Genomic DNA, 25,839 nt, shown 5'->3' with positions numbered 1-25,839 from the left:
TGAATGAAAGGAGAGATTGAACATGAAAATTGCAGTATATGCAGTCAGGTATAAAGGGAAATGGAATCTCCGATTATCTGTGGATATTCGAGTAGATATGACATGGTGGTTGCGCAAAGTTAAGGACCAGGAGAATGCTGTCGAAAGGTGGGTGTTACTAGGAGACGAGCTTCCCTTGTCTTGGGGAGTAAGCCTTTGTGGAAGATTTAAGGGATTAGCAGAAATGGAGCGGTGGGGGGATCGGCAATGGTGGGCTTATATTCTTTCACAGCTAAAGAATGAACTGGTTCTTGAGTCTTCTAATGGAGAACGAATCTTATCTGGAGGAGTAGAAAATATATGCATTTGGGACCGTCAACAAGGGTGGATTTCTCGCACTAAACATGGGAATGAGGGACGGGAAACAATAGGAACTGTACGTTCTATTCAAAACAGGAAGCTCGCTACGGGAGTAGATGGATTGGATATGGAAGGTTTAACAGGACAAGCGAACGAGCTGACTCATTTGTTGGCAGGACGCCAGTTGCTCGTACCTGAAGCTGAAGCACTGCTAGCAGAGGCAGCCCCGGATTTGGAGCATACTTGGCGTTCAGCTGCGCAACTTGCATATCTGCAAGGCCGACTCAGCTTTGCTGCTGGTCTGGCTCCAGCACCACGCGCGCGCTGGTCTGCCGCGCGTAGACATGAACTCCGCTGCAACCGTTGTGGCAGTGGAAAGGTGCACCGCACAAGCTGCGCATCGTGCGGCCGTAAGGCCTGCGCCTACTGCGAGACATGTCTCACACTTGGGCGCAGCCGTGAGTGCTCGCTGCTGCTTCGCGGTACAGCGAAACCTGCCATGCCGCGCGTGGCAGAGGTAACGCCGGCGGCGAATCTCGACCGCTGGGGGCTGAGTCCTGCACAACGTGCTGCCGCCGAAGTAGCGCTGCGCTTTTTGGCTGCACCACCCCGCAGGGTGCGAAAATGCTCCCGCTCGGAAGGCCAATGGCAACGAGCGCGCGAATTATTCCGGCGCAGCATGCGTGTGCGCCAGGAATTAGGTGCTGCCGCTGCGCATGGCAGCACTCTTGCCCTCAACGAGCAGTCATCGTCCAAATCTGGCGAGCGTGCTTGGGGGATTGCTGGCCGGCAATTACCTGATTCTGCGGCCAAACGTTTTCTGCTCTGGGCCGTGACTGGCGCAGGCAAGACGGAAATGATGTTTCCGCTTTTACAGCATGTGTTGGAGCGCGGAGGGACAGCGCTTGTAGCAACACCACGCCGAGATGTGGTATTGGAGTTGGTACCTCGCTTGGCAGTTGCCTTTCCTCAAGTTAGTATGGTGACACTTTATGGAGGGAGTGCAGAACGGTGGCAAAGGGGACAACTGACACTGGCAACAACACATCAGCTGTTGCGTTATCGCCAGGCCTTTGATTTGGTTGTAATCGACGAGATTGATGCATTTCCTTATCACAATGATCCAATGCTTGCCTTTGCTGCCCAAGCAGTATGCAAGCAGGAAGGGAAATTTATTTTTTTGTCTGCGACGCCGCCGCGTCCTTTGCAGAAAGAGGCTGCACGTGGTCAACTGCCACATGCCAAGGTTCCCGTTCGTTTTCATCGTCATCCCCTACCTGTCCCCATTCGTTTGGGGACTGCTTCAGTGCATCATTGGCTGCAAAAAGGCCAGCTTCCTGCTTCATTTATTCAGCACCTATACATATCCATTCAACGAGGCGCGCAGGTCTTTCTGTTTGTGACACGAATCTCACATATTCAAGGTCTTGTGGAATTGCTGATTAGACAATTGCCTGATATACCTATTGCCGGCACTTCATCGCAGGATGAAGAACGAACCGCTAAGGTGCGTTTGTTTCGAGGTACTGAAATACGTGTGCTGGTCACAACCACTATTTTGGAGCGGGGTGTGACTGTTCCACGAAGTGATGTGTATATACTAGACGCGGACAGCAGTCTTTTTGATGAAGCATCCCTTGTCCAAATGGCTGGTCGCGCGGGAAGATCTAAGGATGATCCATGTGGTAGTGTTATTTTTATATCCCCTCAATGGACTAGCGGTCAAAAGAGAGCGATTAAGCAGATTAAACGCATGAATGCACTGGCTCGGAAAAAAGGATATCTGAAAGTGATGAAGCACTAAATGCATTAAATAAAAAAAGTTTTTTTGGAAATGTGAAACCTGAAACAATGTTGGTACGTAAACTACCAGGAAAGGTGCATTTTGGTATGGGGATGATTCCAAGAACCCGTCTGTTTTTGAATTGGTTATTCCATCGTCAGTCGCAAACATGTGTTGCTTGTGGCAAGTTCGCAGGTCATTTTTCCGAATTTACTGGGCTTTGTACTCATTGTTCGATTCAAATTCCTTGGATTTACAACATTCGTTGTGTACATTGTGGACGCCCGACGTTTTGTCCGGATTGCGTCAGGCCTGACCGATTAGCGCGTTACTATATATGCAATCGGAGTGCGACCAGCTATACGCCGATGGTGAGAGAATGGATTGGGCAGTTCAAATATCGTGGCAATGAAAAGTTTGGTCCCCTGCTGGGCGAGATCATGAACCGAGCCTATCAGGCGATGAGACATGAGTTTGCAGGGCATGATTGTAATCGTTTCAAGCGATCTTTGTGGGATGTAGATATAGTGACCTGTGTCCCGGTAAGTGAAAAGAGGCTGACGGAGCGAGGCTTTAATCAGGCTGAAATTTTGGCAGAAGAGATTGCAAAGCGAAATAAGCTCCCCTTTCTACCATTGCTTGTTCGCCCGCAAGATACAGGCAAACAAAGCTTTAAATCAAAAAATGAACGCATGAATACAATGAATAATGCATTTTCCGTTATCCCCAATATGGTGAATTTGGTGAATTCCTTTATTTTAAAAGCCGGATCTCAACGTGCTACGGAGCATAGGCATTCCGTTACAATTTTGCTTGTAGATGATATTTATACGACGGGGAGTACATTGCAGGCATGTGCACGCGTTTTGAGAGAAATGGCATTAGAACAAGGAGTACATTTGGCTATCTTTTGCCTAACCTTCGCGAGATCATGAGTCTGAATTTCTATTATATTCCATAATTTTGTGCCTGAAACTATGAAAAAAAGGTTATAATTCTTTTGAAAGAAGGATCAAATGATAGAGCAGAAGCCTTTTAAACCGTACAATCAGCAGAATTTGACAACAAGCTAGAGAGAGGTATATAATAAAAATATAGAGACGAACAAAAAGTTAGGAAGTGAGGGATGAAATCAGAATATTTCAATTTAGAGGTTGATTTTTTTGGAAAAGAGGAGTACAATTTCTATCTGTTGATAGCTAACATGATTGGTAATAAGTGATCAGCTAACGACAAAAGAGCGGACATTGGGAGTGTCTCGCTCAGTAGTAAAGCAGTTAATTAAAATTTAAAGTTAAAAAGAGGAGAGAACAAAATCATGAAAAACGTAATGAAAAAAGTAGCAGTTTCTGGCATGTTGGCAGTTAGTTTAGGTGCAGTATCTTTGTTGAGTCCACTTGCATCTGGTGATGCACTAGCTGCATCCGGGCAGGAACGTAACAAAGATAGAGCTGAACAATTGGAGAAGATTCAACAACAAGAAGCAGCACAAAAAGCATTTGAAGCAAAAGTTTTTGGAACTGAAACTACTGAAAATGCAACAACTACAACACCTACTCAATCAACAACAGAGAACAACAACCAAACAACAACTACAAAATCAGCAACAACTGTAAAAACTATCACTGTAAATGTTCAAGAAGGCGACACACTGGCTTCTATTGCTGAAAAATACGGTGTAACTGTTGAAGAACTGGTTAAAATCAATAACTTGGTAAAAGTTGGTCAAGAACTGCAAGTACCACAAACAAATACAAATAAATAATTAACATTATAAACTGTTTTATAAAATGTATTTATTAAACCAAGCGTTTGACTATAGTATACGGGAAGGCCTCTATTAAAACAATGCTTTTTTGAATAATTATTTGTAAAATCGCTTGTTTTTTTGGGCTGCAAATTTCCAATGGTACATCTTGCTTAATTTCAGATAGGTTATAAGTTGAAATGATGTTAGGTGTATGAGATTTATGAATACCCACACTCCATGTGCGGAGCATTCGTATGGACGCCGATCCCCCGGATTTATAGCATTTTCTTGATGCATCGGGGCACAGGTGAACATGAATTCTTCTGAGGATTGTTTCGCCCGGTTTTCCCCTCATTTTATTTCTACATTTTAACCATATTCATATATAGCTATTTAATGATAATGAAGCGCTATTCCCGAGAATAACAGGAATGGCGCTTATTTTATTTTTTTATCTAAAGTAAGGAGGGATGTTTGACGATAAATACTCACATGTAATAGGCTGGATTAGAAGGGCTTATTTGCCTCTACACTTTATGTTGTTGCATATTAATGTGCATAGAGATGGGAAAGATTTTACCCGTTTAATCTTCCTCTCTTATAACTTTTACTATGATAACGAACGAAATGTAGAATTGTGTTAAAACTAAAAAAAAATTTGGAATATTTGCTAGACGAGGCTCTTCACTATAAGTTAATGTAAGGATAATAGTAATTAAAGACCGGAACTTGGAAAGGGGCGCTACAGAGGATGAATTTGGATAACTGTCCTCGCTGTGGAAAGTTGTTTGTTAAGAATGTCAGAGGGATTTGCCAGAACTGTATTAAAGAAATTGAGGTTGAATACGAGCACTGTGTCAAACATATACGTGAAAATAAAGGTGTTCATATGCATGAGCTTTCGGAAGCTACAGGTGTCTCTGTTAAACAAATCACGACATTTATACGTGAGGGACGTATTTCCATTGCTAATGCGCCCAATATGACGTATCCTTGCGAGGTATGCGGGATACCGATTCGTGATGGGCATATGTGCGATTCTTGTCGAACACGTCTGACTAAAGACCTGAATCAGGCCATACGCGAAAGTAGTAATCAGGATCAAAGTAATAATATGGGCTCAGGTACCTACAGCGCGATGGATAAACTTCGCGGAAACTAGTACAGGGGAATTAAATACGCATTCAGCTATTCAAAAAGTTTCAAATACCGCCGATAATCTTTATAGAGCTTATCGGTTTTTTTATTTTAGCAACCATGCACAAAATAAAGAAGTAAGGCATAATACGAACCATGTTCGACGCTATGTCGTCTGATACATTCTGACCATATCAAATAACTAAGGAAGGTGGAAGTTATGAAAATTAACGAGACCAACCGCATCGGAGCTATTAATCCATATCAGCGAAATATTGAAACAGGACGCCAGGAGGAGCAAAAGAAATCCCGCCGCAAGGACGAGGTTTCCATTTCTCCAGAAGCAATGGAAATGCTGAACCGCAGCAGTGATGCAGACCGCGTTAAGAAAATTCAGGAGCTTAAGCAGCAAGTAGCTTCTGGAACCTATCGTGTAGATGCTGATAAAATTGCAGAGAAGCTGTTACCTTTCTTTAAGCAGTCTTCCGAAAGCTAGGTGAAGGATATGCCTTTAGAGCGTTTGATTGGTGTGCTGGAACAGCTAGATCAAAAGCATCTTATTTTATTAGAACTGGCGAAAAGCAAAAAAAAGATTGTCATGGAAAATGATATGGATAGTCTGGTACAGCATTTGAACCAGGAATCCAGACTCCTTAAACAAGTAGAACAGTTGGAAGAAGCTCGTATGGAGGTTTCGTATGAGCTTCTTCGTGAACGTGGTATTAAGTCTCAGCTTAATTTGACTATAACCGAGCTGGCGCGCCTTGTCTTTGATCCAGAAGATAAGAACAAACTCCTCAGTGTCCAGAGCCGCTTATCCCACACTCTTTCAGAATTAAAGGAAATTAATGAAATCAATCAAAAACTCATCGAGCAATCGTTGGTGTTTATTGATTACTCTTTGGATCTACTTGTAGGACGTCCTAATCAGGAAATGACTTATATGCATCCTGATCAGAAGAGTAATCAACACGCACGACCTGGATTGTTCGACACTAAGGCTTGAGCCGAGGAGGAAAATAGAGTGCCATCCACATTTCATTCCATAGAAACAGCTAAAAGAAGTCTTTTTACACAAACAGCAGCTTTAAATACAACAGGACACAACATAGCTAACGCTAACACGGAAGGCTACACACGGCAGACGGTCAAAATGAAGGCTTCCATCCCCATGGAGGCTTACGGTATTAACCGTTCTAATGTACCTGGCCAATTGGGAACAGGTGTTGAATTTGACGCTATTGAACGTATTCGTGAAAAGTTCTTGGATAGCCAGTATCGCGGAGAAAATACTGAACTGGGTAGTTGGACAATCCGTAGTAATACGCTTGATAAGCTACAACAGATTATGAATGAGCCGTCTGATACAGGGATTCGGAAGGTTCTAGATAACTTTTATAAATCTTGGTCTGACTTAAGTAAAGACCCAGAAAGTGTGACTGCACGAACTATTGTTAAAGAAAATGCACTTGCCTTGACTGATGCAATGAATCATATGAGTAAACAGTTGAGTAATTTATCTGCGGATTTAACCTCTAATGTGGAGGCTAAGTCTAGTGAGTTACAAAGTTATGTAAACTCCATAGCTGATTTGAACCAATCGATTACTAAAATTGAAGGTTTGGGCGATAATGCTAACGATCTACGTGACCAACGTGATTTGATTGTCGATAAAATCTCAAAAATCGTTAATGTAACGGTGACTGATACCGATCAAGGCTACAATGTTAATATGGGTGGTCAAGCATTAGTAACTGGATTTGAACCGACTACTGGAATTAACGGCGCTTTTTTACAAGCAGCTTTTGCCTCTAATGATTTACAAGGTGGCGAAGTGCATGGAATGATTTTCTCAAGGGATCGATTTGTAGCTGATTACACAGCCCAAATGGATAACCTCGCCAACACATTGGCGACAGGTAATATTACTGTAACGCTACCTAAAGGCTCAGTTTTGCCAGAAGGTACTGTACTGAATGGAGTGACTTACACAGGGACCAACCGAACACTTCAATCGGATTTAACAGTTACAGTTAAAGGTCTTAATGGTTTGCATCAACTGGGTTATACCCAAGAAGATAAAGATGCTAACGGTAATATGGTTGCAGGTAAACCTTTTTTTGTAACTTCAAATAATGGTGGGACAATAACAGCAGGCAATATCACGTTAAACACTGCTATAGTAGATAATCCTAACGCTATTGCAGCATCCCTTCGGGTAACAGGCACTGCTCCTACTGAGGAGTTGGTTAAGGGTAATAATACATTGGCATCCTTGATGTCCAATTTGAAATTAAGCAATTTCACTTCGGTTTCTACAGGGAATACAGCTACTATTGATAGCTTCTTCAGTTCTATGGTTGGTCAGTTGGGGATAGAGGCTCAAGAGGCTACAAGACAGACACAAAACTCGACAGCTCTTGTATCTCAGGTAGAAACTATGCGTCAATCTGTGAGCGGTGTTTCACTGGATGAAGAAATGTCCAATATGATCAAGTTTCAGCATGCCTATAGTGCCGCTGCTCGGTTTATGACCACATTCGATCAATTATTAGATAAATTAATTAACTCCACAGGTGTAGTAGGAAGATAAGAATTGGGATTAAATATCTGATGTTTATATACAGCTGGATATTTAATTACGGAGGGATATAACTATGCGCGTTACTAACAATATGCTAAGCTCACAGCTTTTGCTTAATTTAAATCGAAATTCTGAGCGTATGAATAATACGCAGAACCAGATGTCGACTGGACGTAAGTTGAACAAACCCTCTGATGATCCTGTGGGCATTACGTATTCCTTAAGGTACCGATCTGAACTGTCTTCAAATGAACAATACCAACGGAATGTGGATAGTGCAGTGTCTTGGCTTGACTTTAATGATACGGTCATGGATCAGGCTGGCCAAATTATGCAAAGAGTACGTGAACTTACAGTACAGGCCTCTACGGGGACTAATCCACAATCTGCGTTGGACAGCATTAACAAAGAAATTGGTCAGCTTAAGGAACAAATGATTGATGTTGTAAACAGCCAATTGAACGGTAAATATATATTTAATGGGCAAACCTATGACAAAAAACCTTATGACCTTCCTTTGAACGCTGATAATACGCATGATACGTCTGGAGCAGCATCCATTGCTACGGATACAGGCAATGTTAATTTTATAGTAGGGGAAAATGTAGCTTTACCCATTAATGTTACTGGCAATGAAGTCGTAGGAACGAGTGCGGATGCCGACAATTTGTTTACTATTTTTAATCAGCTCTCTTCATCTCTGGCAAGCGGTGATATTAAAACAAGTGGGGATCAACTTGCTAATATTGATTCACGTATGGATAAAATGCTGAAAGTTCAGTCAGAAATGGGTGCTAAATCTAATCGTGTTGAGCTGATGCAGAACCGCTTGAGTGATTTGGAAGTAAACTTAACGGACTTGCAATCTAAAACGGAAGATGCGGATTATGCTGAGCTTTTAATGAATTCCAAGATTCAAGAGAATATTTACAATGCTTCTTTGTCAGCGGGAGCGAAGATCATATCCGCATCATTAGTTGATTTCTTAAGGTAGTCTAAGGAGGGGGAGAGATGCCCATTATTCCGATGCTTCAGATCCGGCAAACTCCGGCTATCCTGCATATTGACGCAGACCCTGGGCAGTATTCGATTCGACAGCCCTCGGCTGATATGGAATTAAAGACACGACGAGCTCAACTGGAAATTCACCAGTACCAGCCACAGCTGACCATAGATCAAAGTGCGGCCTTCTCTGCCTATAATGGTGGCAATTACCTTGAGATGAATAATCGAATTTATTCCGGATTGCCGCAGATTTTTTTACAAGCTATTGCGCATAAAGTGGAGCAAGGCAACCAAATGGCGGCGATTCACATTCCTGGTAATACTGTAGCCAATGTTTATGGAGAGGATACAGAAACACATGTGCTTTCTGAATTTAGGGGTCCGGCATCTATGGATAATGTCGATATTCATGTTGAAACGCATGCACCTGATATTACATATACACCTGCTGTATCGGAAATGCATGTGACCGTTAATCGTCCAGAGATTGAGTATACTCGGGGGAAACTGGAGATTTATATGCAGCAGTATCCATCTGTGGCCTATATTCCGCCTGAAATTGATGTCATGATGTAAAATAAGTTAAGGTTATAGAGGTTATTCAAGCCGTCTATAGCCTTTTTTTAATAAAACGTATAGATCTGATTAAATATTGGAGGAATATTAGTGATTATATCCACATCTATTTGGGGTGACATTGAAGTTAATGACAAAGAAATATATCGTTTTGAAAAAGGAATTCCGGGATTTGAGGAGACGACTGAATTTGTGTTGCTCGATCAAGATGAGGCACCCTTTTACTATCTCCAGTCCCTTCAGCAAAAAGAACTCTCTTTTGTTGTAGTGGATCCTTTTATTTTTTACCCTGAATATGAGTTTGAGCTCCCTGATAGCGAAGCAGAAGAACTGAAGATTGAATCTAATTTAGTCGTTCGCAGCATACTAACATTACAGGAGCAGGTGGAAAACTCAACGATCAATCTATTGGCACCCTTGGTATTCAATCCCGATAATAGGCAAGCCAAGCAGGTTGTTTTGTACCAGTCTTCTTATCTGACCAAGCATTCACTGCAACCTATTAAGGAAGACGAAACCATCCGTTCAAAGGAAGGTGAATAATCATGCTGGTGCTTTCGCGTAAAAAAGGCGAGTCTATTATCATTCAGGATCACATTGAGGTCACAGTGCTCGGAGTAGAAGGAGATACCGTCCGTATAGGGATTTCAGCACCCAAACAGATGGACATCTTTCGCAAAGAAATCTATTTATCCATTCAAGAGTCCAACCGTGAATCTGCTGCCTATTCGCAGCTAAATTTGGATGCTTTGCGCAAGATGATAAATAAAAACAACGGAAAATAAAAAAAATCCTAAAATGCTATTAAAAGTTCGACGAGAATGTCGATATATATAGTACAAGCTATTGCGGAGGGGCGGCCGACTTCAACGGATAGCTGTAACAACAATAAACCACATGGATGTGGGACATTTACCTTCAGGGAGGAAATTTAAAATGATTATCAATCACAATATCGCTGCAATGAACACTCACCGTCAATTGGCTGTCAACACAGGCAACACTAACAAAGCTATCGAGAAGCTGTCTTCCGGTCTGCGTATCAACCGTGCTGGTGACGATGCTGCTGGTTTGGCAATTTCCGAAAAAATGCGCGGTCAAATCCGTGGTTTGGATATGGCTTCCAAAAATGCTCAAGATGGTATCTCCTTGATCCAAACAGCTGAGGGTGCATTGAACGAAACTCACAGTATCCTTCAACGTATGCGCGAATTGTCTGTTCAATCCGCTAACGATACTAACACTACTGTAGACCGCGGCGCTCTTCAAAAAGAAGTTGATGAACTCTCCAAAGAGATCACAAGAATCTCCAGCACTACTGAGTTCAATACTAAGAAATTGTTGGATGGTACTGCTTCCGGTGTAGTATTCCACATTGGTGCTAACACAGGTCAAAACATTAGCTTGTCTATTGGTTCTATGGATGCCAGTACTTTGGGTGTTGCACAATCTGCCACAAGCGGTATCGATATCTCTACTCAAACTGCGGCCGACGCAGCTATCTCCACAATTAACGCTGCAATCGAAACAGTTTCTGGTGAGCGTGCTAAACTGGGTGCGAACCAAAACCGTCTGGAGCACACAATCAACAACCTGAATACTTCTTCTGAAAACCTATCTGCAGCTGAATCCCGTATTCGCGACGTAGATATGGCAAAAGAAATGATGAACCAAACGAAGAACAACATTCTTGCACAAGCTGCTCAAGCTATGTTGGCTCAAGCCAATCAACAGCCTCAAGGTGTTCTGCAATTGCTTCGTTAATTTTTTCCCTAGTGTTAAAAAGGAATCCCAATTATGGGATTCCTTTTTTTGTTAGCAAAAACTCTTTTTTTAAAGCTAATCAATACTTAAGATACAGCCGATAAAAGTTGTATAAGGCACTTACTACAAAAGGAGTTTTACCATGAACAAAACTATTTCTTTGTGCATGATCGTCAAAAATGAAGAGAAAGTATTAGATAGATGTTTAAGTAGTGTTGTAAACAAAGTCGATGAAATCATTATATTAGATACTGGCTCAACAGATTCAACGATGGAAATGGCAAGGAAATATACAGAGAAAGTATATTCCTATCAGTGGGACGATGATTTCGCAGCAGCCCGTAATCATTCCTTAGAATATGCTAAATCTGATTATATTCTTGTTCTGGATGCAGATGAGTACTTGGAGTCGGATGCGGACTTAAAAAAAGTTGTCGAGTCAGGTAATGATTATTACTTAACAAGAATCAGAAATTTGCTATCTTTTGGTTGGGCGCATACACATACTGCAATTCGATTGTTTGTAAATAAACCACAGTTAAAATATAAAAATCGTCTACACGAGCATCTAGATACTATGAACGAGAATTATGAGTATTCAACTGAAATGGCAGAGTTTGTTATTCTCCATACTGGTTATATGAATGAAACTGTGGCGGAAAAAGATAAGCTATCCAGAAACCTGCCTATTATGTTAAGAGAAGTCGCTGAAAATCCAAATGGCTACAATTTGTTTAACACAGGAAACGTATACTACTCCCTGGGTAACTATAAAAAGGCGATAGAGTTCTATCAAAGATCATACCCACTCAGTAAGGATAAATCTTATGCTCCAGAACTTTTAACTAAAATAGCAACATGCCTGAGTTATTTGGGCAAACATGAGGAAGGTTTGAGAGTTTTAGAAGATGCAGTTGAGATATTTCCAAATACAGTGGATTTGCGTTATGCACAAGGTAAAATTTATTTCGAAGCTGATTATTTAAAAGATGCTGAGCTTGCATTTCGGAAATGTTTAATAATGGGTGATAAGGGAATAACTGTAACTGAGGGAGCTGGGGGTTACGGTGCTCACTATTATCTATCCCTGCTTTATTATAAAAAAGGTGAGCTGGCAAAAAGTTATGATGAGATCATTAAAGTGATTCAAGAAAAAAAGCTGTTTGTACCTGGTCTGAATCATTATTTTGATGTCATACTGAAAAGTAATATTCCTTTCAACGATGTGAAATTCAATATAAATGATATATACAATGTATCGAATGTTGAAGAGTTACGATGGCTTATGGAATCTATGTACTCATTACGACACCCCCTACTTAATGAATATTTAATTACTTATAATTTGACTGTTGAAGCTAAAATCAAAGCGGTTGCCCTCCTATTTGATAAAAAATATGAGGAGTCTAAACAATACTGGGGTAAAGTTCCTCTTGATCAAGAAAATGCATTGGACGTGGTTCTTCTTGCAATTATTCTTCAGGACGAAGGATTGTATAATTCTGCTCAAATGATCTTAAATTTAAGTGTTAATGAAAGAAAAATGTTCAAGAGTATACTTTTTGGTGGAAATTTAACCAAACTGTCAATGACTACTAATTTGGAGGGGATGATACTAAAAGTAATCTCTCATCTGATAGTTTTACAGGAGTTTGAGATATTTGAGAGTATTTCCTTGGTGTTAATAACAAGCGAAAGTGACAGAATAAAACAAAAATTAGGCGAGGTTTTGACATCTTACGGTTTTCATGAGGTGGCAATTGATATTCTTGTGAAGTGTTTTGAAAAGAAACCTAATAGTTCTTCTTTAGTTAGTCTGCTAGGAGATATTTGCCTGAAATCGGGTTATTTGCAAGATGCCCAACTATTTTATAACAAGTTGCTGGAGATAAAGCCTGATTACTCATCATATGAAAGGTGCTATGACCTGTATGAAGTCAGTGAGAATGTACAGGGTATGCGTGTGATAAAGGAAGAGATAAAGCGTAAATTCCCTCTAGCTACTTGGGTCAAGGGATTTTCAATGGTATAAGGCAAGTATTAAGATCCGATGGAGATGAATTTATGTCGAATAATAAAGAGATGGAGCAACAAAAAAAAATATTTAAAGAGAATATAGAATTATTAATAAACAACGGAGAAATCGAACAATCAAAAGATCTTATACGTCAATTTGAAACCCTTGCCCCTTATGATGCTGATATATGGAGCATGAAAGCCATTATTCTATTTATAGAGGGGAAATATGACGAAGCGGAGGATTTACTATGGAAGGGTGTAGATTTAGATAATAAAAACAAAGATATTTTATACAACCTAGGTTATCTTTACGAGGTTAGGGGGGAGTTTCGTACAGCAATTAATCTTTATTGGATGGTCATGAAAATAACTGATGATTTCCAACAGATTAGTAGTATAAAAAGTACCATAAAGAAGTTGAAAATGATGGATGACACAACGGAAAAGAAATTCATCGTTTTAGGCTCTCGAGAGTGGAGTGAGGTTATGAACAGGCCCCAGTTGATTGCTCAATCCCTATCGAGATTAGCATTCCAAGTGGAGTATATTCAACCGCTTATTGATGTCTCTATAGAGAGACCAACCTTGGAAAACAGTGAAATGATGAAATACAGTCAACATAATATGCGTCGATTGGGTTTTTTGAATGTTCATATTCCTATTTCCGTCTATCATAATGGCGGATTTCTCTCAGATAACTATCTGGATATGATTCAAGGTTTAATTGATCTATCCGATGAGGAAATAGTAATTATTTGTTGTTTACCAGCACACGCAACAGTTTTAAATAAACTTACGGGCAGCTTCAAAATTATTTATGATTGTCCTGATGAAGAAGAGTTGGAAACTCTATATATAAAGAAAAAAAATAATATTGAAGATCATGCGGTTCTCTTGGAGAAATCCAATATTATAACGACCAACGATGCTGGATCATTCTTGGTTAATAGACTTGGGATTTATAAAAATGTTTATTTAATTGAAAATGGCGACAACTCTGAGAACGATCGTGAAAATAATATATTCTCAGGTAAAGCTCTTAGTCTGAATTCATGGAGTTCTAAAAGTAAAGAGTTATTGTCGATGATTAATGGGCATGCAGATAATCTTGAAATTGGAATAATTCGAGAGAGATATGAAGGGCTATTGAAGAATAAGCCAAACCCTACCCTATCATCTTTATACGCGCTTACATTTGCTGGGACAGAGACAGACAAGTTTTACGGATTAGCCAAACGTGCTTACGATGAACTGCAGACGGCTTCTACTCTCAAAAACTATATTTTTGCTTCAGTAGAAGCAAATCGCATTAATGAATGTGCAGAAACGATTATAAATGATTCTAAACTTACAGAAATTGATAAAGCAGAAATAGAGTTTTTGATCCGGAATGATCGGAGTAACCTTCTTAAGAGCAGGCTACTTCATATTGCAAAGTGGTTTAGGGAACTTAGAAATATGATAAGTGAGTTGGAAAAAGGGGACTTATTCGAGTATAACTATATTCTCGGTAATTACTATTATGAGAATGGGTACTACAATCAATCTATTATGATATACGATAAACTTCTGAATCATAATAACAATATTTTAAACAGCAGTCCGACACTTTATCATAATATGGCGAATTCCTTAATAGAAGAAGGACGAATTATAGAGAGTAGAAAGTACGCCAAAAAGGTTACAATGTCCCAGGAACATCTAAAATTTAGTATTGTTATTCCAACCAGAAATAATCACATGACTTTAGAATATACCCTCAAAACCTGTCTTGATCAGGAATTTGACAATTATGAAATCGTGGTAAGCGACAACAGTAGTAATGACTCAACTTGTAATTTGGTTGCCAGTATCAATAATGATAAAATTAAATATTTTCGGACCGAACAAGAGTTAGCAATGACAGAAAATTTTAATTTTGCTATCTCAAAGGCAAAAGGAGAGTACATTATTGTACTGGGTTCAGATGATGGTTTACTACTTCATGCACTTAGTACCTTAGATATTCTCTTAGACACCCTGGATACGAAAATATTGAAGTGGGACTACGTCTTCTATGGCTGGCCTGATGTAAAACTTGGTGGTGTTGAAAATTATTTTAATATTCCTAAGACTATAACAGGAAGCATTAATCGAACGGTAATTAAGAGCAAAGATATAATTAACAATGTTGTGGATTTTAATATCCCGTATAATTCTTTACCTATGCTGTACTGTAACGCGGTGGTTCATCGCGATTTGATTGATAAACTAAAAACAATCACGGGGACAGTATTTGCAGGAACTATTCCAGATGTCTATTCAGGATTCGCTTTGGCATGTATACAGGAGCATTTCATTGCAGTAGACGTCCCTATGAGCATAGGAGGCGCTTCTGGTAAAAGTAATGGAATTGCAGTGCTACATGGGAATAAAGATAAAGAATCCAAGGGTATTCAGAAGGATTTTAATAAGCTAAACAATAAACTGGGAGCTACCCGCTTTAAAATTGTGCCTGATATACCTAACGTTGTAGCTCCTATTGCTGAATCTTTTCTAAACGTAAAACAGTTATTAGGGGATTTTAGTGCAGATTACATTTTGAACAGACAAAAGATGATACAAATTTGTGTTGAAAGTCTTGATGTTACCGATAAGGATTTTCAAAAACATCTACAAATCATTTACTCCAGCTTAGAAGATGATCAGGGACTTAAAGAATGGTTTGTAAAGAATTATATTGAGAAATCTGGTTTTGGAAGATCGGGAAAAACGCCAATGAAGTTTCAAAAAGGGTTCACATACAATGGAGGGCTAACCTTAGACCTGAGTGATTTTAATGTTACGGATGTATACGGGGCGGCAAATATATTTAGGAAGATTACCGGCTGGTAAGCATAGTTCTACAAATCAATTTATTTTCTCAACAAGATAGGATGTGGACTAGGATGAAGGCGGTTATTCTAGCAGGAGGATATGGAACCAGAATCAGTGAGGAGACTCATTTAAAGCCAAAACCTATGATTGAGATTGGCGGCCACCCGATCCTTTGGCATATTATGAAAATCTATTCCTATTACGGGATCAATGATTTTGTTATTTGTCTTGGCTACAAAGGATATCTGATTAAGGAGTATTTCGCCAATTACTACTTGCACATGTCTGATGTCACTTTTGACATGAGAGGTAACAACATGGAGATTCACAATAATAATAGTGAGCCATGGAGAGTAACATTAGTAGATACCGGACTTGAAACAATGACGGGTGGACGCCTTAAAAGGATACAAAAATATATAGGCAATGAAACCTTTTGTTTTACTTACGGAGATGGGGTCTCTAATGTCAATATTACTGAACTTATTAATTTCCACCGTAGATCAGGAACACAAGCTACTCTAACGGGTGTACAACCTCCAGGACGATTTGGAGCATTAGATATATTGGAAAATAGAATAACTAGTTTCGAGGAAAAACCACAAGGTGACGGAAGCTGGATAAATGGAGGATACTTTGTCTTGGAACCAGAAGTATTCAGTCTTATTAAGGATGATAGCGTGATTTGGGAGGCAGGACCGTTAGAGAAGCTCGCCCAAGGTAATCAGTTATCGGCATTTAAACATCCTGGTTTCTGGCAACCTATGGATACATTAAGAGATAAAGTAAAGCTCGAGGAGATGTGGGGAAAGAAAGAAGCTCCGTGGAAAGTGTGGGATTCGTAATGCTATTTTGGAAGGGTAAAAAAGTTTTGATAACCGGGCATACCGGTTTTAAAGGGAGTTGGATCTCGATCTGGTTGCAAAAACTGGGGGCAGAAGTAATGGGGTTCTCAATGGAACCCCTGACTACTCCCAATCTATTTAGTCAGGCTGAAGTAGGAAGTGGTATGCAAACAACATACGGAGATATTCGGGACTTTAACCAACTGAAGCAACTCATATGTTCGTTTGAACCGGAAATTATCTTTCATATGGCGGCTCAGTCTCTAGTGCGAAAATCGTATCTCGATCCTTTGGAGACATTCTCAACCAATATTATAGGAACTGCCAATTTGTTTGAGGCTGCTCGTTCAGTAGACAGTCTCCGAGTTATCATTAACGTTACGAGCGATAAATGCTATGAAAATAAAGAGTGGATATGGGGTTATAGGGAGAACGAACCACTCGGTGGCAGTGATCCCTATAGTGCAAGTAAAGGTTGTGCGGAATTAATTACAACCTCGTATCGAAGCTCCTTTTTTAGCGACGGACCTTCAGTAGCTAGCGTACGTGCTGGTAACGTAATAGGGGGAGGAGATTGGGCAGAAGACCGTTTGGTGCCTGATATCATCCGCTCAATTGTAAGTAATAAAATTATCTTTATCCGGAATCCGTGTTCAGTTAGACCCTGGCAACATGTTTTAGAACCGCTGTACGGGTACTTACTATTAGCAGAAAGAATGTGGTTTGATGGTAAAGAGTATGGTGATTCATGGAACATCGGTCCTGGGGACCAAGAAGCTGTATCAGTAGAAACATTGCTTCGGTTGTTTGAAAATGCATGGGGTGAATCTTTAAATATCCAATATGATGATAAAGGTAACCATCCACACGAAGCCAATTATCTAAGATTGGACTGCTCAAAAGCAAAGTTGAAGTTGGGATGGTCTTCTCTCTTATCTGTTGATACAAGCATAGATTGGGTCGTGGATTGGACTCGAGCTTACATTCAAGGTGAGGATATGCGTCGAGTAACATTAAATCAAATATCGTATTTCGAAGAGATCATAAAGGAGCATAGCCATCATGAATAGCTGTCGTTTTCGTGGTGAAGAACTCAACACTGTTTTTTTGGATCTTGGAGTTTCTCCAATGGCAAATTCGTATGTTAAATCAACAGATCAAATGGAGCATGTTTACCCACTAAGAACATAAGTTTGTGAACACTGTTTTTTAGTTCAAGTGCACGAATTTGAAACCCCTGAACATATATTCAGTGATTATGCCTATTTTAGTAGTTTCTCAGATAGCTGGCTAAGTCACTGCATTCAGAGAATCCTTGTGTTCTAACACAGGCATCTGTTCATGAGCTGCTTGATAAAGAAGCCAAGTTTGGAATGACGAATATTGTGATGTATAGAGGGTTCCAGGAAAAAATTGAACAGTTAAAGAGACGAATTACGAAGTTCCTTATCGAATTAAAAGACCAAGGGAAAGTTATAGCGGCGTATGATGCCTGCCTGGTGCACGAATTCCAGTATATTCACCCGAGAAATTAAAATTAACCCAACCAGTTATGTATTTATTTTGCCGTGGAATTTAAAGGATGAATAATAGAACATACCTCATTCATTCGTGAATGGGGAGGTAAAATGGATTTTACCTATACCGGATATACACATTGTTGAATAAATGAAAAGGGATGTGTGAACAGTGGATAGAGAGCGTTTCGAGTTAGAGAAAAAAGAGAACATTAAACGACAGGCCACAGATGTAAAGTTGAGAAATACTGCACGTGATTTTATTCTCCAACAGTTTGAACATAACTATACTTACAATTTTACATGGTTGGGAATGCCTATTATTCAATTTCCTCAAGATATTATTTCTTTGCAAGAAATCATTTGGAAAGTAAAACCTGATGTAATTATTGAAACAGGTATTGCACGTGGTGGTTCAATTATTTTCCATTCATCCATGCAAAGGCTGATTGGTAACAATGGAATAGTCATAGGAATAGATATTGACATTAGGTCTCATAATCGGGAAGCAATAGAAAATCATCCATTCGCAAATCATGTCTATTTAATTGAGGGCGATTCTACTAGCTTTGAAGTTATGGATCAAGTAAAGGAGCTCATTTCAGGAGGTAAATCTGTTCTGGTCATACTGGATTCTAACCATACTCACGATCACGTTCTTAAAGAGTTGGAGGTATTTTCCCCTTTAGTTACTAATGGGAGCTATTTAGTTGTATTAGATACAATTGTTGAAGATATGCCGGATCATTTTTTCAAGGACCGCCCGTGGAGAGCGGGTAATAGTCCCAAAAGTGCTGTTAAACAATTCTTGAAGGAAAACAAGCGTTTCACTGTCGATAGAGATATCGAGGATAAACTTTTAATAACCGTTGCTCCTGAAGGATATCTGAAATGTGTATCTGACTAATGATTAATGGAGGGATATTTGGATGATATTTACGGAAACTGTATTATCAGGGGTGTATTTGATCGGATTAGAGCTATTAACTGATGTGCGAGGACATTTTGCCAGAGCCTGGTGCCAAGATGAGTTTAAGTCACATGGTCTGGAGTGTTCATTCGTTCAATGTAATATCTCTTATAACGAAAAAAAAGGAACACTGCGGGGATTACATTATCAGGCACCTCCCTACGAAGAAGTGAAAATAGTTCGTTGTACGAAAGGATCTATTTATGATGTTATCGTTGATTTGAGGCCAGATTCTCCAACTTATAAACAGTGGCTTTCTATTGAGTTGTCAGATAAAAATTACAAGATGCTCTACATACCCAAGGGTTTCGCACATGGTTATCAAACATTGTCTGATAATACGGAGGTTTTTTATCAGGTGAGCCAGATGTATAAAGCGGAATATGCCCGCGGAGTAAAATGGGATGATCCTGAATTTAATATAGAATGGCCTGAAGAAGAAAAGAGAATTATGTCAGAAAAAGACCAGAATTGTGACAGGTATCGGTCATGAAAAAAAAAATAATTGTAACAGGAGCCAATGGATTTATTGGAAGCCATGTAATAGATGAATTAGGGATTACGGGAGATGAAGTATACGCTATTACATCAAAAGTTGATCTCAAAATAAATACCAGTAATGTTACATGGGTGAAAGCTAACTTACACGATGATAATCAAATCGATGAAATTTTCTCTATTGTCACTTCACCCACGCATCTTCTGCATCTAGCGTGGGACACTACACCAGGGCATTACCAGAATTCATCTTCGAACTTTAAGTGGGTTAGCGCGAGTCTTTCTTTATTTGATCGGTTTCGTGTTGCTGGAGGTAAACGAATTGTAGGAGTGGGCTCTTGCTTCGAATATGATTCAAGTCAAGAGGGATGTAAAGAGTCTGATACTCCCCTGAATTATAATACTATCTACGGATCGAGTAAAAACTCACTATACCAAATGCTGATGACGTATTCACAGCACTTTGGAATTTCTAGTGCATGGGCACGGATTTTTTATCTATACGGCCCTCGTGAGCATCGACTACGTTTGGTTCCTTCGGTGATTTTATCTTTACTGGATGGTGAGAAGGCAAAATGTTCCCACGGATTGCAAATTCGTGATTATTTGTATGTTAAAGATGTAGCACGAGCGGTGGTGAAGCTCTTAGACAGTGAAGTAAGTGGCCCTGTTAACATTGGTTCAGGCACGCCAATACGCCTATCGGAGATTATCTATAAAATTGCTGATATTATTGGTCATAAGGAATTAGTCCATCTAGGAGCTATCCCAACTTCAGTGGATGAACCTAAAATTGTTTTAGCGGATATAACGAAGCTGAAAGGAAGTACGGATTGGAATCCTTTATTTACTTTAGAAGAAGGATTACATGAAACTGTCCAGTGGTGGCAATCTAATCTTAATGGGGGCAAGTAAGGTGGATAATATTAGCTGTCCAATATGTAAATCAACAAATATAGCTGCAGTTTTAACTCGTAAAAACATCCCTGTATATCAAAATTTGTTGATTAATACCTCGGAAGATGCGAAACAGATTCCAAAAGGCGATTTAGAGATCGTCAGGTGTATAGATTGTGGTTTTGTTTATAATTGCATCTTTGATGAAAACAAAGTTATTTATAATAGTGCTTATGAGAATACACAGTCATACTCTTCTTATTTTGATGATTATTTAAATGATCTAGTGAATACGCTTGTTACTAAAAAAGGCGTATGTAACATGAATATAGTAGAAATTGGTTGCGGAAAAGGTTTTTTTCTAAAAAAATTAGTTGAGGCCGGCGATAATTATGGATATGGATTTGATCCAAGCTACATTGGACCTGAGGTGGACCTCAATGGCAGATTAAAATTCGAGAAGAGACTATACGATGAAGAGAGTATTCACATTAATGCAGATGCTATTCTGTGTCGGCATGTTATTGAACATATCCCTGATCCTTTAATATTGCTCAAGTCTTTAAGAAAGACACTAGTACATTCTCCAAATGCTAGGGTGTTTTTTGAGACGCCATGTGTTGACTGGATTTTTAATAATAAGATAATGTTTGATTTTTTTTACGAGCATTGTTCTTATTTTAATAAACATTCGATTTCTAAAGTATTTGAATTGGCTGGATTTGATGTATTAAGTATAGAACATATTTTTAATGGTCAATACATGTGGGTAGAAGCTAGGCCAGTAGAAGGCGCGAGAAACGCACAAAATACAAATTACTCAGAATGTAGTGACACAAGCAGCATTGATTTTACCCAAAACGAAGTCGAGTGGAAACGAAGAGCGCTGAAGCAGTTTTCTGAATATTCTAAATTAGGAAAAACTGCTGTTTGGGGAGCGGGGGCTAAGGGCGTAACATTGTTAAATTTAATTGATCCTGAGTTAAAATTTATTGATTGTGTAATAGATGTCAATCCAAATAAAGTAGGTAATTATTTGCCTGGAACAGGGCATGAGATAGTTGGGATAGAAAGCTTAAGCAATAAGGGACTGTCAACAATTATAGTAACGAATTCGAATTATCTTGATGAGATTATAAAAGTAGTTAAACAAAAAGGACTTAAAATCAAACTTGTCGATATTGAGAATTGGTATACTCAGCAGGTATGACATTTTTTTAGTTTTAAAGAGCGGGGACTGCTAAGAGATTGTTATATATATATCCTGAATACAGGAAGTGAATTCATAAAAATGGTTTCTCTGTATGAATGGATATCCTATTCAATCTTCAACCTCACTAACCGATAAATATAATAAATAATTCCATCGGAGGATGAACGATGAATCTACAGTTTTCACTTTCTACCAATGTGGCAAGTTCCACGTCGAGTACGAGAAGTCAACTAAGTGATTCAGATGTTACTCAGAGCAGCATGCTTCTGCGGGCAGCAAAAACCGGGATTGATTTAAGTAGGCTTGAACAGCAAGGAGTTAGCATTTCGCTTGGTGAGGAACAGCTAATTAAGGCAATAGATCGAGCAGTTAAGGCTCTACAGGGTCCTTCCACAACATTAGAAGTTAGCGTACATGAAAAGACACACCAAATTATGGTGAAAGTCCTGAATAAAGAGAGCGGAGAACTGATACGTGAAATTCCCCCAGAAAAAACATTGGACCTAGTAGCTAAGATGATGGAAATAGCAGGAATCCTAGTAGACCAAAAAGCGTAAGGAGGTAATTATATCATGCGTATTAACGGATTTTCCGGAATGGATATCGATAGCATGGTCACAAGTTTAATGACTGCCAAAAAAGCACCATTAAACAAGTTGAATCAACAGAAACAAATCTTGGAATGGACACGGGACAGCTATAGAGAGTTAAACAGCAAAATTGTTGATTTCAGAACTAAGCTTTCGGAGTTTAAGTTATCACCAGCGATGAATACACAACAGGCGGTTGTATCGGGAAATACGACCGCAATCAAAGCAGACGCAAATGCTAATGCGAGCGGGGCGGCGATGGCTGTACAAGTTACAAGCCTTGCGCAGAAATCGAATATGACAAGTGAGAGTAAATTGACTAGCTCTAGTACAGATGCTACGCTAACAACAAAAATTGGAGATCTATCCACCAGTACAGGTGCTGCAGATTATACAGTCACCATTAATGGGAAATCTTTAACCTTTTCTAGCGATAAAACTATAGCTAACGTTATTAATACAATTAGTACGGATGCCGATATGAAGGTTAATGCGAGTTTTGATGAAGTATCGGGTAAATTTTCCATCACATCAAAAGATTATGGAACGAATCTTACAGATGGTTCAGGTACTTTGAAAACATTATTGGGCATGGGTACAATACAAAACGCTACAGCAGGAACAGTAAGAATTAGTACGGACGGTGGTTCAAGTTTTAAGGAATTTACCACTAATAACAATTCTCTTACTGTCAATGGTATCACGCTCACCCTTTTATCAACGAACACATCTACAGATCTTGCGAGAATTCAAACTCAAACAGATCCAGCTAAAGCGCTAGATACGATCAAAAATTTCGTTCAAAATTACAATGACTTACTCAATACCTTTGGTTCGAAAGTTAAAGAGGAAAAATACCGTGATTATCAGCCACTTACAGATGAACAAAAGAAAGACATGAAAGAGAATGATATTACACTTTGGGAACAAAAGGCTAAAAGTGGCCTTCTCAAAAACGATAATATCCTATCCTCTGCAGTCTCCTCGATGCGTTCAGTGATTACAGGAAGTCTCGGTGATCTAAGCGCAATAGGCATTACAACTGGACAATACTATGAAAATGGGAAAATATATATCAATGAGGAGAAGCTCAAGGTTGCTTTACAGAGCGACCCTCAAAAAGTCATGAATATTTTTCAGGGTAGTGCAGACGGCGCTACTCCAGGGATATACAGTAAAATCAGTGACGAAATGAACGGAACATTGGACTTACTAGCTAAGAAGGCAGGTACATCCAAGTATAGTTCTGATGTAAATAGTATATTTAAAACAGAAAGTATTATGGGCAAGCAGCTTGCGGATTACAATAAACGAATTTCTGACATGAAAAGCCGACTTAGTGATATGGAAACACGCTATTACAAACAATTCTCAGCCATGGAAGAAGCTATGAATAAATACCAATCCCAGTCGTCCAGTCTGACAAGTTTTTTACAATAGAAAGTAAAGGGTGAGTGGATTGATTACATCTCCTTATGAAAAATATCGGCAGTCTTCGGTTCAAACCTCTACTCCTTCTCAACTTGTAGTTATGTTATATGATGGAGCCATTCGCTTTGTTAAGGCGGGGCTGGTTGCTTTAGACTCTAAGGACTATCAAAAGGTTAACCTAAACCTTGGTAAAGCACAGACCATCATTAGTGAGCTTATGTCGACATTGGATCACTCCTACGATATTTCTAAAAGCTTATTTGCTCTCTACGAATACATGAATTATCTTTTAATTCAAGCCAACATAAAAAAAAGTGCAGATCCAGCCAATGAAGCTCTAGGATATCTCACCGAATTACGCGAAACCTGGGTACAGGCAAGTAAGTTGACGGCTGGCGCTGCGGATACAGCGATAGGATCCAACCATGGATGAGCTTATCGGTCAACTGGAGAACCTTACTGCTGATTTAATGAATCGACTGAATGTAACATCTTATGAAGAGATGGTGAGATTTGTTGAAAGTCGTCAGTTGCTAGTGAATGAACTAGAGGAACTTCTTAAGCTAAGTGCTGCAGACGTAGGACAGACCGATCGTATAAAGAATCTTTTAAGTAATGATACTGCCATCATAAGCAGAATGAATTTCTTAAAAGGAGAAGCAGCCGACTGGCTCCAACAGCGTAACATGGCCAAAGTTCAGCGCAATGCCTACGAAACCGCCTATTCTTCTGATGCCATTTTGATGGATCGCCGAAAATAAAAATATTTTCCCTAACCCGTTTCACCTGTTTCAGCATACAGGGAAGCGGGTTATTACTATATTATAACCTCTATACAATCATTAAGAATTCATTGTAACGATATTCAACTGTATTAGCAGGAGAATATCGATGGCAAATAAATGTATGAAAACATTATCAATTCCAATTGACAATGGATAACTTTGGGTGGTATAGTCAAAAATGTGGGCGAGAGCTTCACTTCATTTGATGACGAAGGGAATGTTAGTGCATGCAAGGTAAAGTAAAATGGTTTAACGCAGAAAAAGGTTATGGTTTCATCGAAACGGCTGACGGCGGCGACGTATTTGTACATTTTTCCGCAATTCAAACAGAAGGCTTCAAAACACTTGAAGAAGGACAAGACGTGGAGTTCGACATCGTCGAAGGCGCACGTGGACCACAAGCCGCTAACGTAACCAAATTATAATCATCCCCGGCATAGCCGACCTACATAATTGGTAAGATGGTTAGCAATGGATAACGCGCTAGCAACTGCCCTGGAATATATTCCAGGGCTTTTTTATGTTTTCTAAATACATAAAAAGCCCCTTACCACCGGGTAAGGGGCTCATCATAACAGTATCTTTACTCTAGAGAACCGTCAAAGTCAGCCATCTCCACAAAAATGGTGTTGGAGGAGGCAGATTGTTTCTCTACGCGTCCGTCTGGATAACGGAACTGATAGCGCAGAATGGCCTGGGCGATCAGATACGCGCGGAGTGCAGATTCGATATCGAATGAGAAGACGATGACGGCTTTGTGGTCAGGATCAAGCTGACCTAATGGGATACCTTGGAGCAAATTAGGATGCGGAAGCGGCACTGAGTTCACGGTGACGGTTCTAAGTACAAGGAAATATTTGGCTGAGAATGGTGCTGTGAGCAATAGTTCTTCCAATGGAGTATTTCCGATGTTTTCCACCTGGAGTGTAAAGGACAGGGTATCTTCTTGCGCGACACGCAAAGCACTGGAGCTAAGTGTAAGTTTAGGAATAGCTGCGATGACAGTCAAATCTACGGTATTAGTTTGGATGGTTTTCTTCAAGGTCTCTCCACCACTACGACGTGAGGTATATTCGATGGTAGCCTGGTTGCTGAATGTTCCATCTGCAGGTGCTTCACGAATTTGTCCCTGGAGCGTAAGCGTAAGCGTCTCCCCTGGTGCAATATCCGGGAGTGTGATACCAGTGCTAGGATTAGCGCCTGGCTGTGCTTTCTCTTGGATAGTCAGGCTGTTGGGTACATAAACAAGTCCATGCGGCAACAGGTCCGTAAACAACGGA

28 protein-coding genes are annotated in these 25,839 nt (G+C 39.7%); 27 read left to right on the top strand and 1 reads right to left on the bottom strand.

Translation table 11 applies throughout. The features are described 5' to 3' along the window. Positions 1 to 22 precede the first annotated feature (22 nt). The 27 genes from PPM_RS23950 (at position 23) to PPM_RS23830 (ending at position 24,984) form a co-directional block, all read left to right on the top strand. Positions 23 to 2,143 (top strand): DEAD/DEAH box helicase, encoded by a 2,121-nt coding sequence (locus PPM_RS23950; RefSeq protein WP_013373399.1) that lies wholly within the window; start codon positions 23 to 25, stop codon positions 2,141 to 2,143. A gap of 86 nt (positions 2,144 to 2,229) precedes the next feature. Then, on the top strand, positions 2,230 to 3,057 hold the full coding sequence (locus PPM_RS23945) for a ComF family protein (RefSeq protein WP_016324806.1): 828 nt from the start codon (positions 2,230 to 2,232) through the stop codon (positions 3,055 to 3,057). A gap of 383 nt (positions 3,058 to 3,440) precedes the next feature. Beyond that, a complete protein-coding gene (locus PPM_RS23940) occupies positions 3,441 to 3,887 on the top strand; it encodes a LysM peptidoglycan-binding domain-containing protein (RefSeq protein WP_013373396.1) in 447 nt (148 codons plus the stop codon). A 736-nt stretch (positions 3,888 to 4,623) separates the two neighbouring features. Beyond that, positions 4,624 to 5,034, top strand: a complete 411-nt coding sequence (locus tag PPM_RS23935) for a TIGR03826 family flagellar region protein (RefSeq protein WP_016324805.1) — start codon at positions 4,624 to 4,626, stop codon at positions 5,032 to 5,034. A gap of 195 nt (positions 5,035 to 5,229) precedes the next feature. Continuing rightward, positions 5,230 to 5,505 (top strand): flagellar biosynthesis anti-sigma factor FlgM, encoded by a 276-nt coding sequence (gene flgM, locus PPM_RS23930; RefSeq protein ID WP_013373392.1) that lies wholly within the window; start codon positions 5,230 to 5,232, stop codon positions 5,503 to 5,505. A gap of 9 nt (positions 5,506 to 5,514) precedes the next feature. After that, positions 5,515 to 6,015 carry a flagellar protein FlgN gene (locus PPM_RS23925; RefSeq protein ID WP_013373391.1) on the top strand — a complete coding sequence of 167 codons (501 nt, stop codon included), beginning with the start codon at positions 5,515 to 5,517 and terminating at the stop codon, positions 6,013 to 6,015. An 18-nt stretch (positions 6,016 to 6,033) separates the two neighbouring features. Then, positions 6,034 to 7,602 (top strand): flagellar hook-associated protein FlgK, encoded by a 1,569-nt coding sequence (gene flgK, locus PPM_RS23920; RefSeq protein ID WP_013373390.1) that lies wholly within the window; start codon positions 6,034 to 6,036, stop codon positions 7,600 to 7,602. Between the two features lie 64 nt (positions 7,603 to 7,666). Beyond that, positions 7,667 to 8,587, top strand: coding sequence for a flagellar hook-associated protein FlgL (flgL, locus tag PPM_RS23915; protein WP_013373389.1), 921 nt, complete (start codon positions 7,667 to 7,669; stop codon positions 8,585 to 8,587). A gap of 17 nt (positions 8,588 to 8,604) precedes the next feature. After that, entirely contained in the window at positions 8,605 to 9,174 is a 570-nt protein-coding gene (locus PPM_RS23910; protein WP_013373388.1) for a DUF6470 family protein, read from the top strand. Between the two features lie 90 nt (positions 9,175 to 9,264). Beyond that, the gene (fliW, locus tag PPM_RS23905; protein ID WP_013373387.1) at positions 9,265 to 9,717 is read left to right on the top strand and encodes a flagellar assembly protein FliW; all 453 of its coding nucleotides are present in this window, start codon (positions 9,265 to 9,267) and stop codon (positions 9,715 to 9,717) included. 2 nt (positions 9,718 to 9,719) lie between these two features. Further along, on the top strand, positions 9,720 to 9,959 hold the full coding sequence (gene csrA, locus PPM_RS23900; RefSeq protein ID WP_013373386.1) for a carbon storage regulator CsrA: 240 nt from the start codon (positions 9,720 to 9,722) through the stop codon (positions 9,957 to 9,959). Positions 9,960 to 10,110: 151 nt separating this feature from the next. Further along, positions 10,111 to 10,938, top strand: a complete 828-nt coding sequence (gene hag, locus PPM_RS23895) for a flagellin Hag (RefSeq protein WP_013373385.1) — start codon at positions 10,111 to 10,113, stop codon at positions 10,936 to 10,938. A 142-nt stretch (positions 10,939 to 11,080) separates the two neighbouring features. Further along, positions 11,081 to 12,970: a glycosyltransferase gene (locus PPM_RS23890; RefSeq protein WP_013373384.1), complete on the top strand. Its 1,890-nt coding sequence runs from the start codon at positions 11,081 to 11,083 to the stop codon at positions 12,968 to 12,970. Positions 12,971 to 13,002: 32 nt separating this feature from the next. Further along, a complete protein-coding gene (locus PPM_RS23885; protein ID WP_013373383.1) occupies positions 13,003 to 15,831 on the top strand; it encodes a glycosyltransferase in 2,829 nt (942 codons plus the stop codon). A gap of 53 nt (positions 15,832 to 15,884) precedes the next feature. Next, positions 15,885 to 16,658: a glucose-1-phosphate cytidylyltransferase gene (gene rfbF, locus PPM_RS23880; RefSeq protein WP_013373382.1), complete on the top strand. Its 774-nt coding sequence runs from the start codon at positions 15,885 to 15,887 to the stop codon at positions 16,656 to 16,658. After that, positions 16,658 to 17,728 (top strand): CDP-glucose 4,6-dehydratase, encoded by a 1,071-nt coding sequence (gene rfbG, locus PPM_RS23875; RefSeq protein WP_013373381.1) that lies wholly within the window; start codon positions 16,658 to 16,660, stop codon positions 17,726 to 17,728. Before rfbF ends, rfbG begins: the two co-directional genes overlap by 1 nt. Further along, positions 17,721 to 17,849, top strand: a complete 129-nt coding sequence (locus tag PPM_RS30700) for a hypothetical protein (protein WP_414056401.1) — start codon at positions 17,721 to 17,723, stop codon at positions 17,847 to 17,849. The genes rfbG and PPM_RS30700 overlap by 8 nt, the downstream gene beginning before the upstream one ends. Positions 17,850 to 17,944: 95 nt before the next feature. Next, a complete protein-coding gene (locus PPM_RS30695; protein ID WP_080567886.1) occupies positions 17,945 to 18,193 on the top strand; it encodes a hypothetical protein in 249 nt (82 codons plus the stop codon). 154 nt (positions 18,194 to 18,347) lie between these two features. After that, entirely contained in the window at positions 18,348 to 19,082 is a 735-nt protein-coding gene (locus PPM_RS23870) for a cephalosporin hydroxylase family protein (protein ID WP_013373380.1), read from the top strand. Between the two features lie 22 nt (positions 19,083 to 19,104). Beyond that, entirely contained in the window at positions 19,105 to 19,638 is a 534-nt protein-coding gene (gene rfbC / locus PPM_RS23865; RefSeq protein WP_013373379.1) for a dTDP-4-dehydrorhamnose 3,5-epimerase, read from the top strand. Then, positions 19,635 to 20,558, top strand: coding sequence for an NAD-dependent epimerase/dehydratase family protein (locus tag PPM_RS23860; protein WP_013373378.1), 924 nt, complete (start codon positions 19,635 to 19,637; stop codon positions 20,556 to 20,558). The genes rfbC and PPM_RS23860 overlap by 4 nt, the downstream gene beginning before the upstream one ends. Then, complete coding sequence (locus PPM_RS23855; RefSeq protein WP_016324804.1) at positions 20,512 to 21,750, top strand: class I SAM-dependent methyltransferase; 1,239 nt, start codon at positions 20,512 to 20,514, stop codon at positions 21,748 to 21,750. The genes PPM_RS23860 and PPM_RS23855 overlap by 47 nt, the downstream gene beginning before the upstream one ends. Positions 21,751 to 21,920: 170 nt before the next feature. After that, entirely contained in the window at positions 21,921 to 22,310 is a 390-nt protein-coding gene (locus PPM_RS23850) for a flagellar protein FlaG (RefSeq protein ID WP_043886061.1), read from the top strand. A gap of 15 nt (positions 22,311 to 22,325) precedes the next feature. Further along, on the top strand, positions 22,326 to 23,783 hold the full coding sequence (gene fliD, locus PPM_RS23845) for a flagellar filament capping protein FliD (RefSeq protein ID WP_013373375.1): 1,458 nt from the start codon (positions 22,326 to 22,328) through the stop codon (positions 23,781 to 23,783). Between the two features lie 19 nt (positions 23,784 to 23,802). Next, positions 23,803 to 24,207, top strand: a complete 405-nt coding sequence (fliS, locus tag PPM_RS23840) for a flagellar export chaperone FliS (RefSeq protein WP_013373374.1) — start codon at positions 23,803 to 23,805, stop codon at positions 24,205 to 24,207. Continuing rightward, positions 24,200 to 24,535 carry a hypothetical protein gene (locus tag PPM_RS23835; RefSeq protein WP_013373373.1) on the top strand — a complete coding sequence of 112 codons (336 nt, stop codon included), beginning with the start codon at positions 24,200 to 24,202 and terminating at the stop codon, positions 24,533 to 24,535. The genes fliS and PPM_RS23835 overlap by 8 nt, the downstream gene beginning before the upstream one ends. 251 nt (positions 24,536 to 24,786) lie before the next feature. Further along, positions 24,787 to 24,984, top strand: coding sequence for a cold shock domain-containing protein (locus PPM_RS23830; RefSeq protein WP_013373372.1), 198 nt, complete (start codon positions 24,787 to 24,789; stop codon positions 24,982 to 24,984). A 158-nt stretch (positions 24,985 to 25,142) separates the two neighbouring features. Here PPM_RS23830 and PPM_RS30295 read toward each other — a convergent pair whose 3' ends face one another. Beyond that, positions 25,143 to 25,835 carry a conserved repeat domain protein gene (locus tag PPM_RS30295; protein WP_016324803.1) on the bottom strand — a complete coding sequence of 231 codons (693 nt, stop codon included), beginning with the start codon at positions 25,833 to 25,835 and terminating at the stop codon, positions 25,143 to 25,145. Positions 25,836 to 25,839: the final 4 nt, after the last annotated feature.

The sequence above is a fragment of the Paenibacillus polymyxa M1 genome (assembly GCF_000237325.1).
GTDB classification, from domain to species: domain Bacteria; phylum Bacillota; class Bacilli; order Paenibacillales; family Paenibacillaceae; genus Paenibacillus; species Paenibacillus polymyxa_C.
Note: the sequence above shows the minus strand (reverse complement) of the source record. Positions and strands in the feature narration are given on the sequence as shown.

What these genes read in the sequence shown, in the direction of transcription:
- PPM_RS23950 (WP_013373399.1), top strand. Translation starts at nt 23, where the DNA reads ATGAAAATTGCAGTATATGCAGTCAGGTATAAAGGGAAATGGAATCTC.
- PPM_RS23945 (WP_016324806.1), top strand. Translation starts at nt 2,230, where the DNA reads ATGGGGATGATTCCAAGAACCCGTCTGTTTTTGAATTGGTTATTCCAT.
- PPM_RS23940 (WP_013373396.1), top strand. Translation starts at nt 3,441, where the DNA reads ATGAAAAACGTAATGAAAAAAGTAGCAGTTTCTGGCATGTTGGCAGTT.
- PPM_RS23935 (WP_016324805.1), top strand. Translation starts at nt 4,624, where the DNA reads ATGAATTTGGATAACTGTCCTCGCTGTGGAAAGTTGTTTGTTAAGAAT.
- flgM (WP_013373392.1), top strand. Translation starts at nt 5,230, where the DNA reads ATGAAAATTAACGAGACCAACCGCATCGGAGCTATTAATCCATATCAG.
- PPM_RS23925 (WP_013373391.1), top strand. Translation starts at nt 5,515, where the DNA reads ATGCCTTTAGAGCGTTTGATTGGTGTGCTGGAACAGCTAGATCAAAAG.
- flgL (WP_013373389.1), top strand. Translation starts at nt 7,667, where the DNA reads ATGCGCGTTACTAACAATATGCTAAGCTCACAGCTTTTGCTTAATTTA.
- PPM_RS23910 (WP_013373388.1), top strand. Translation starts at nt 8,605, where the DNA reads ATGCCCATTATTCCGATGCTTCAGATCCGGCAAACTCCGGCTATCCTG.
- csrA (WP_013373386.1), top strand. Translation starts at nt 9,720, where the DNA reads ATGCTGGTGCTTTCGCGTAAAAAAGGCGAGTCTATTATCATTCAGGAT.
- hag (WP_013373385.1), top strand. Translation starts at nt 10,111, where the DNA reads ATGATTATCAATCACAATATCGCTGCAATGAACACTCACCGTCAATTG.
- PPM_RS23890 (WP_013373384.1), top strand. Translation starts at nt 11,081, where the DNA reads ATGAACAAAACTATTTCTTTGTGCATGATCGTCAAAAATGAAGAGAAA.
- PPM_RS23885 (WP_013373383.1), top strand. Translation starts at nt 13,003, where the DNA reads ATGTCGAATAATAAAGAGATGGAGCAACAAAAAAAAATATTTAAAGAG.
- rfbF (WP_013373382.1), top strand. Translation starts at nt 15,885, where the DNA reads ATGAAGGCGGTTATTCTAGCAGGAGGATATGGAACCAGAATCAGTGAG.
- rfbG (WP_013373381.1), top strand. Translation starts at nt 16,658, where the DNA reads ATGCTATTTTGGAAGGGTAAAAAAGTTTTGATAACCGGGCATACCGGT.
- PPM_RS30700 (WP_414056401.1), top strand. Translation starts at nt 17,721, where the DNA reads ATGAATAGCTGTCGTTTTCGTGGTGAAGAACTCAACACTGTTTTTTTG.
- rfbC (WP_013373379.1), top strand. Translation starts at nt 19,105, where the DNA reads ATGATATTTACGGAAACTGTATTATCAGGGGTGTATTTGATCGGATTA.
- PPM_RS23860 (WP_013373378.1), top strand. Translation starts at nt 19,635, where the DNA reads ATGAAAAAAAAAATAATTGTAACAGGAGCCAATGGATTTATTGGAAGC.
- PPM_RS23855 (WP_016324804.1), top strand. Translation starts at nt 20,512, where the DNA reads ATGAAACTGTCCAGTGGTGGCAATCTAATCTTAATGGGGGCAAGTAAG.
- PPM_RS23850 (WP_043886061.1), top strand. Translation starts at nt 21,921, where the DNA reads ATGAATCTACAGTTTTCACTTTCTACCAATGTGGCAAGTTCCACGTCG.
- fliD (WP_013373375.1), top strand. Translation starts at nt 22,326, where the DNA reads ATGCGTATTAACGGATTTTCCGGAATGGATATCGATAGCATGGTCACA.
- PPM_RS23835 (WP_013373373.1), top strand. Translation starts at nt 24,200, where the DNA reads ATGGATGAGCTTATCGGTCAACTGGAGAACCTTACTGCTGATTTAATG.
- PPM_RS23830 (WP_013373372.1), top strand. Translation starts at nt 24,787, where the DNA reads ATGCAAGGTAAAGTAAAATGGTTTAACGCAGAAAAAGGTTATGGTTTC.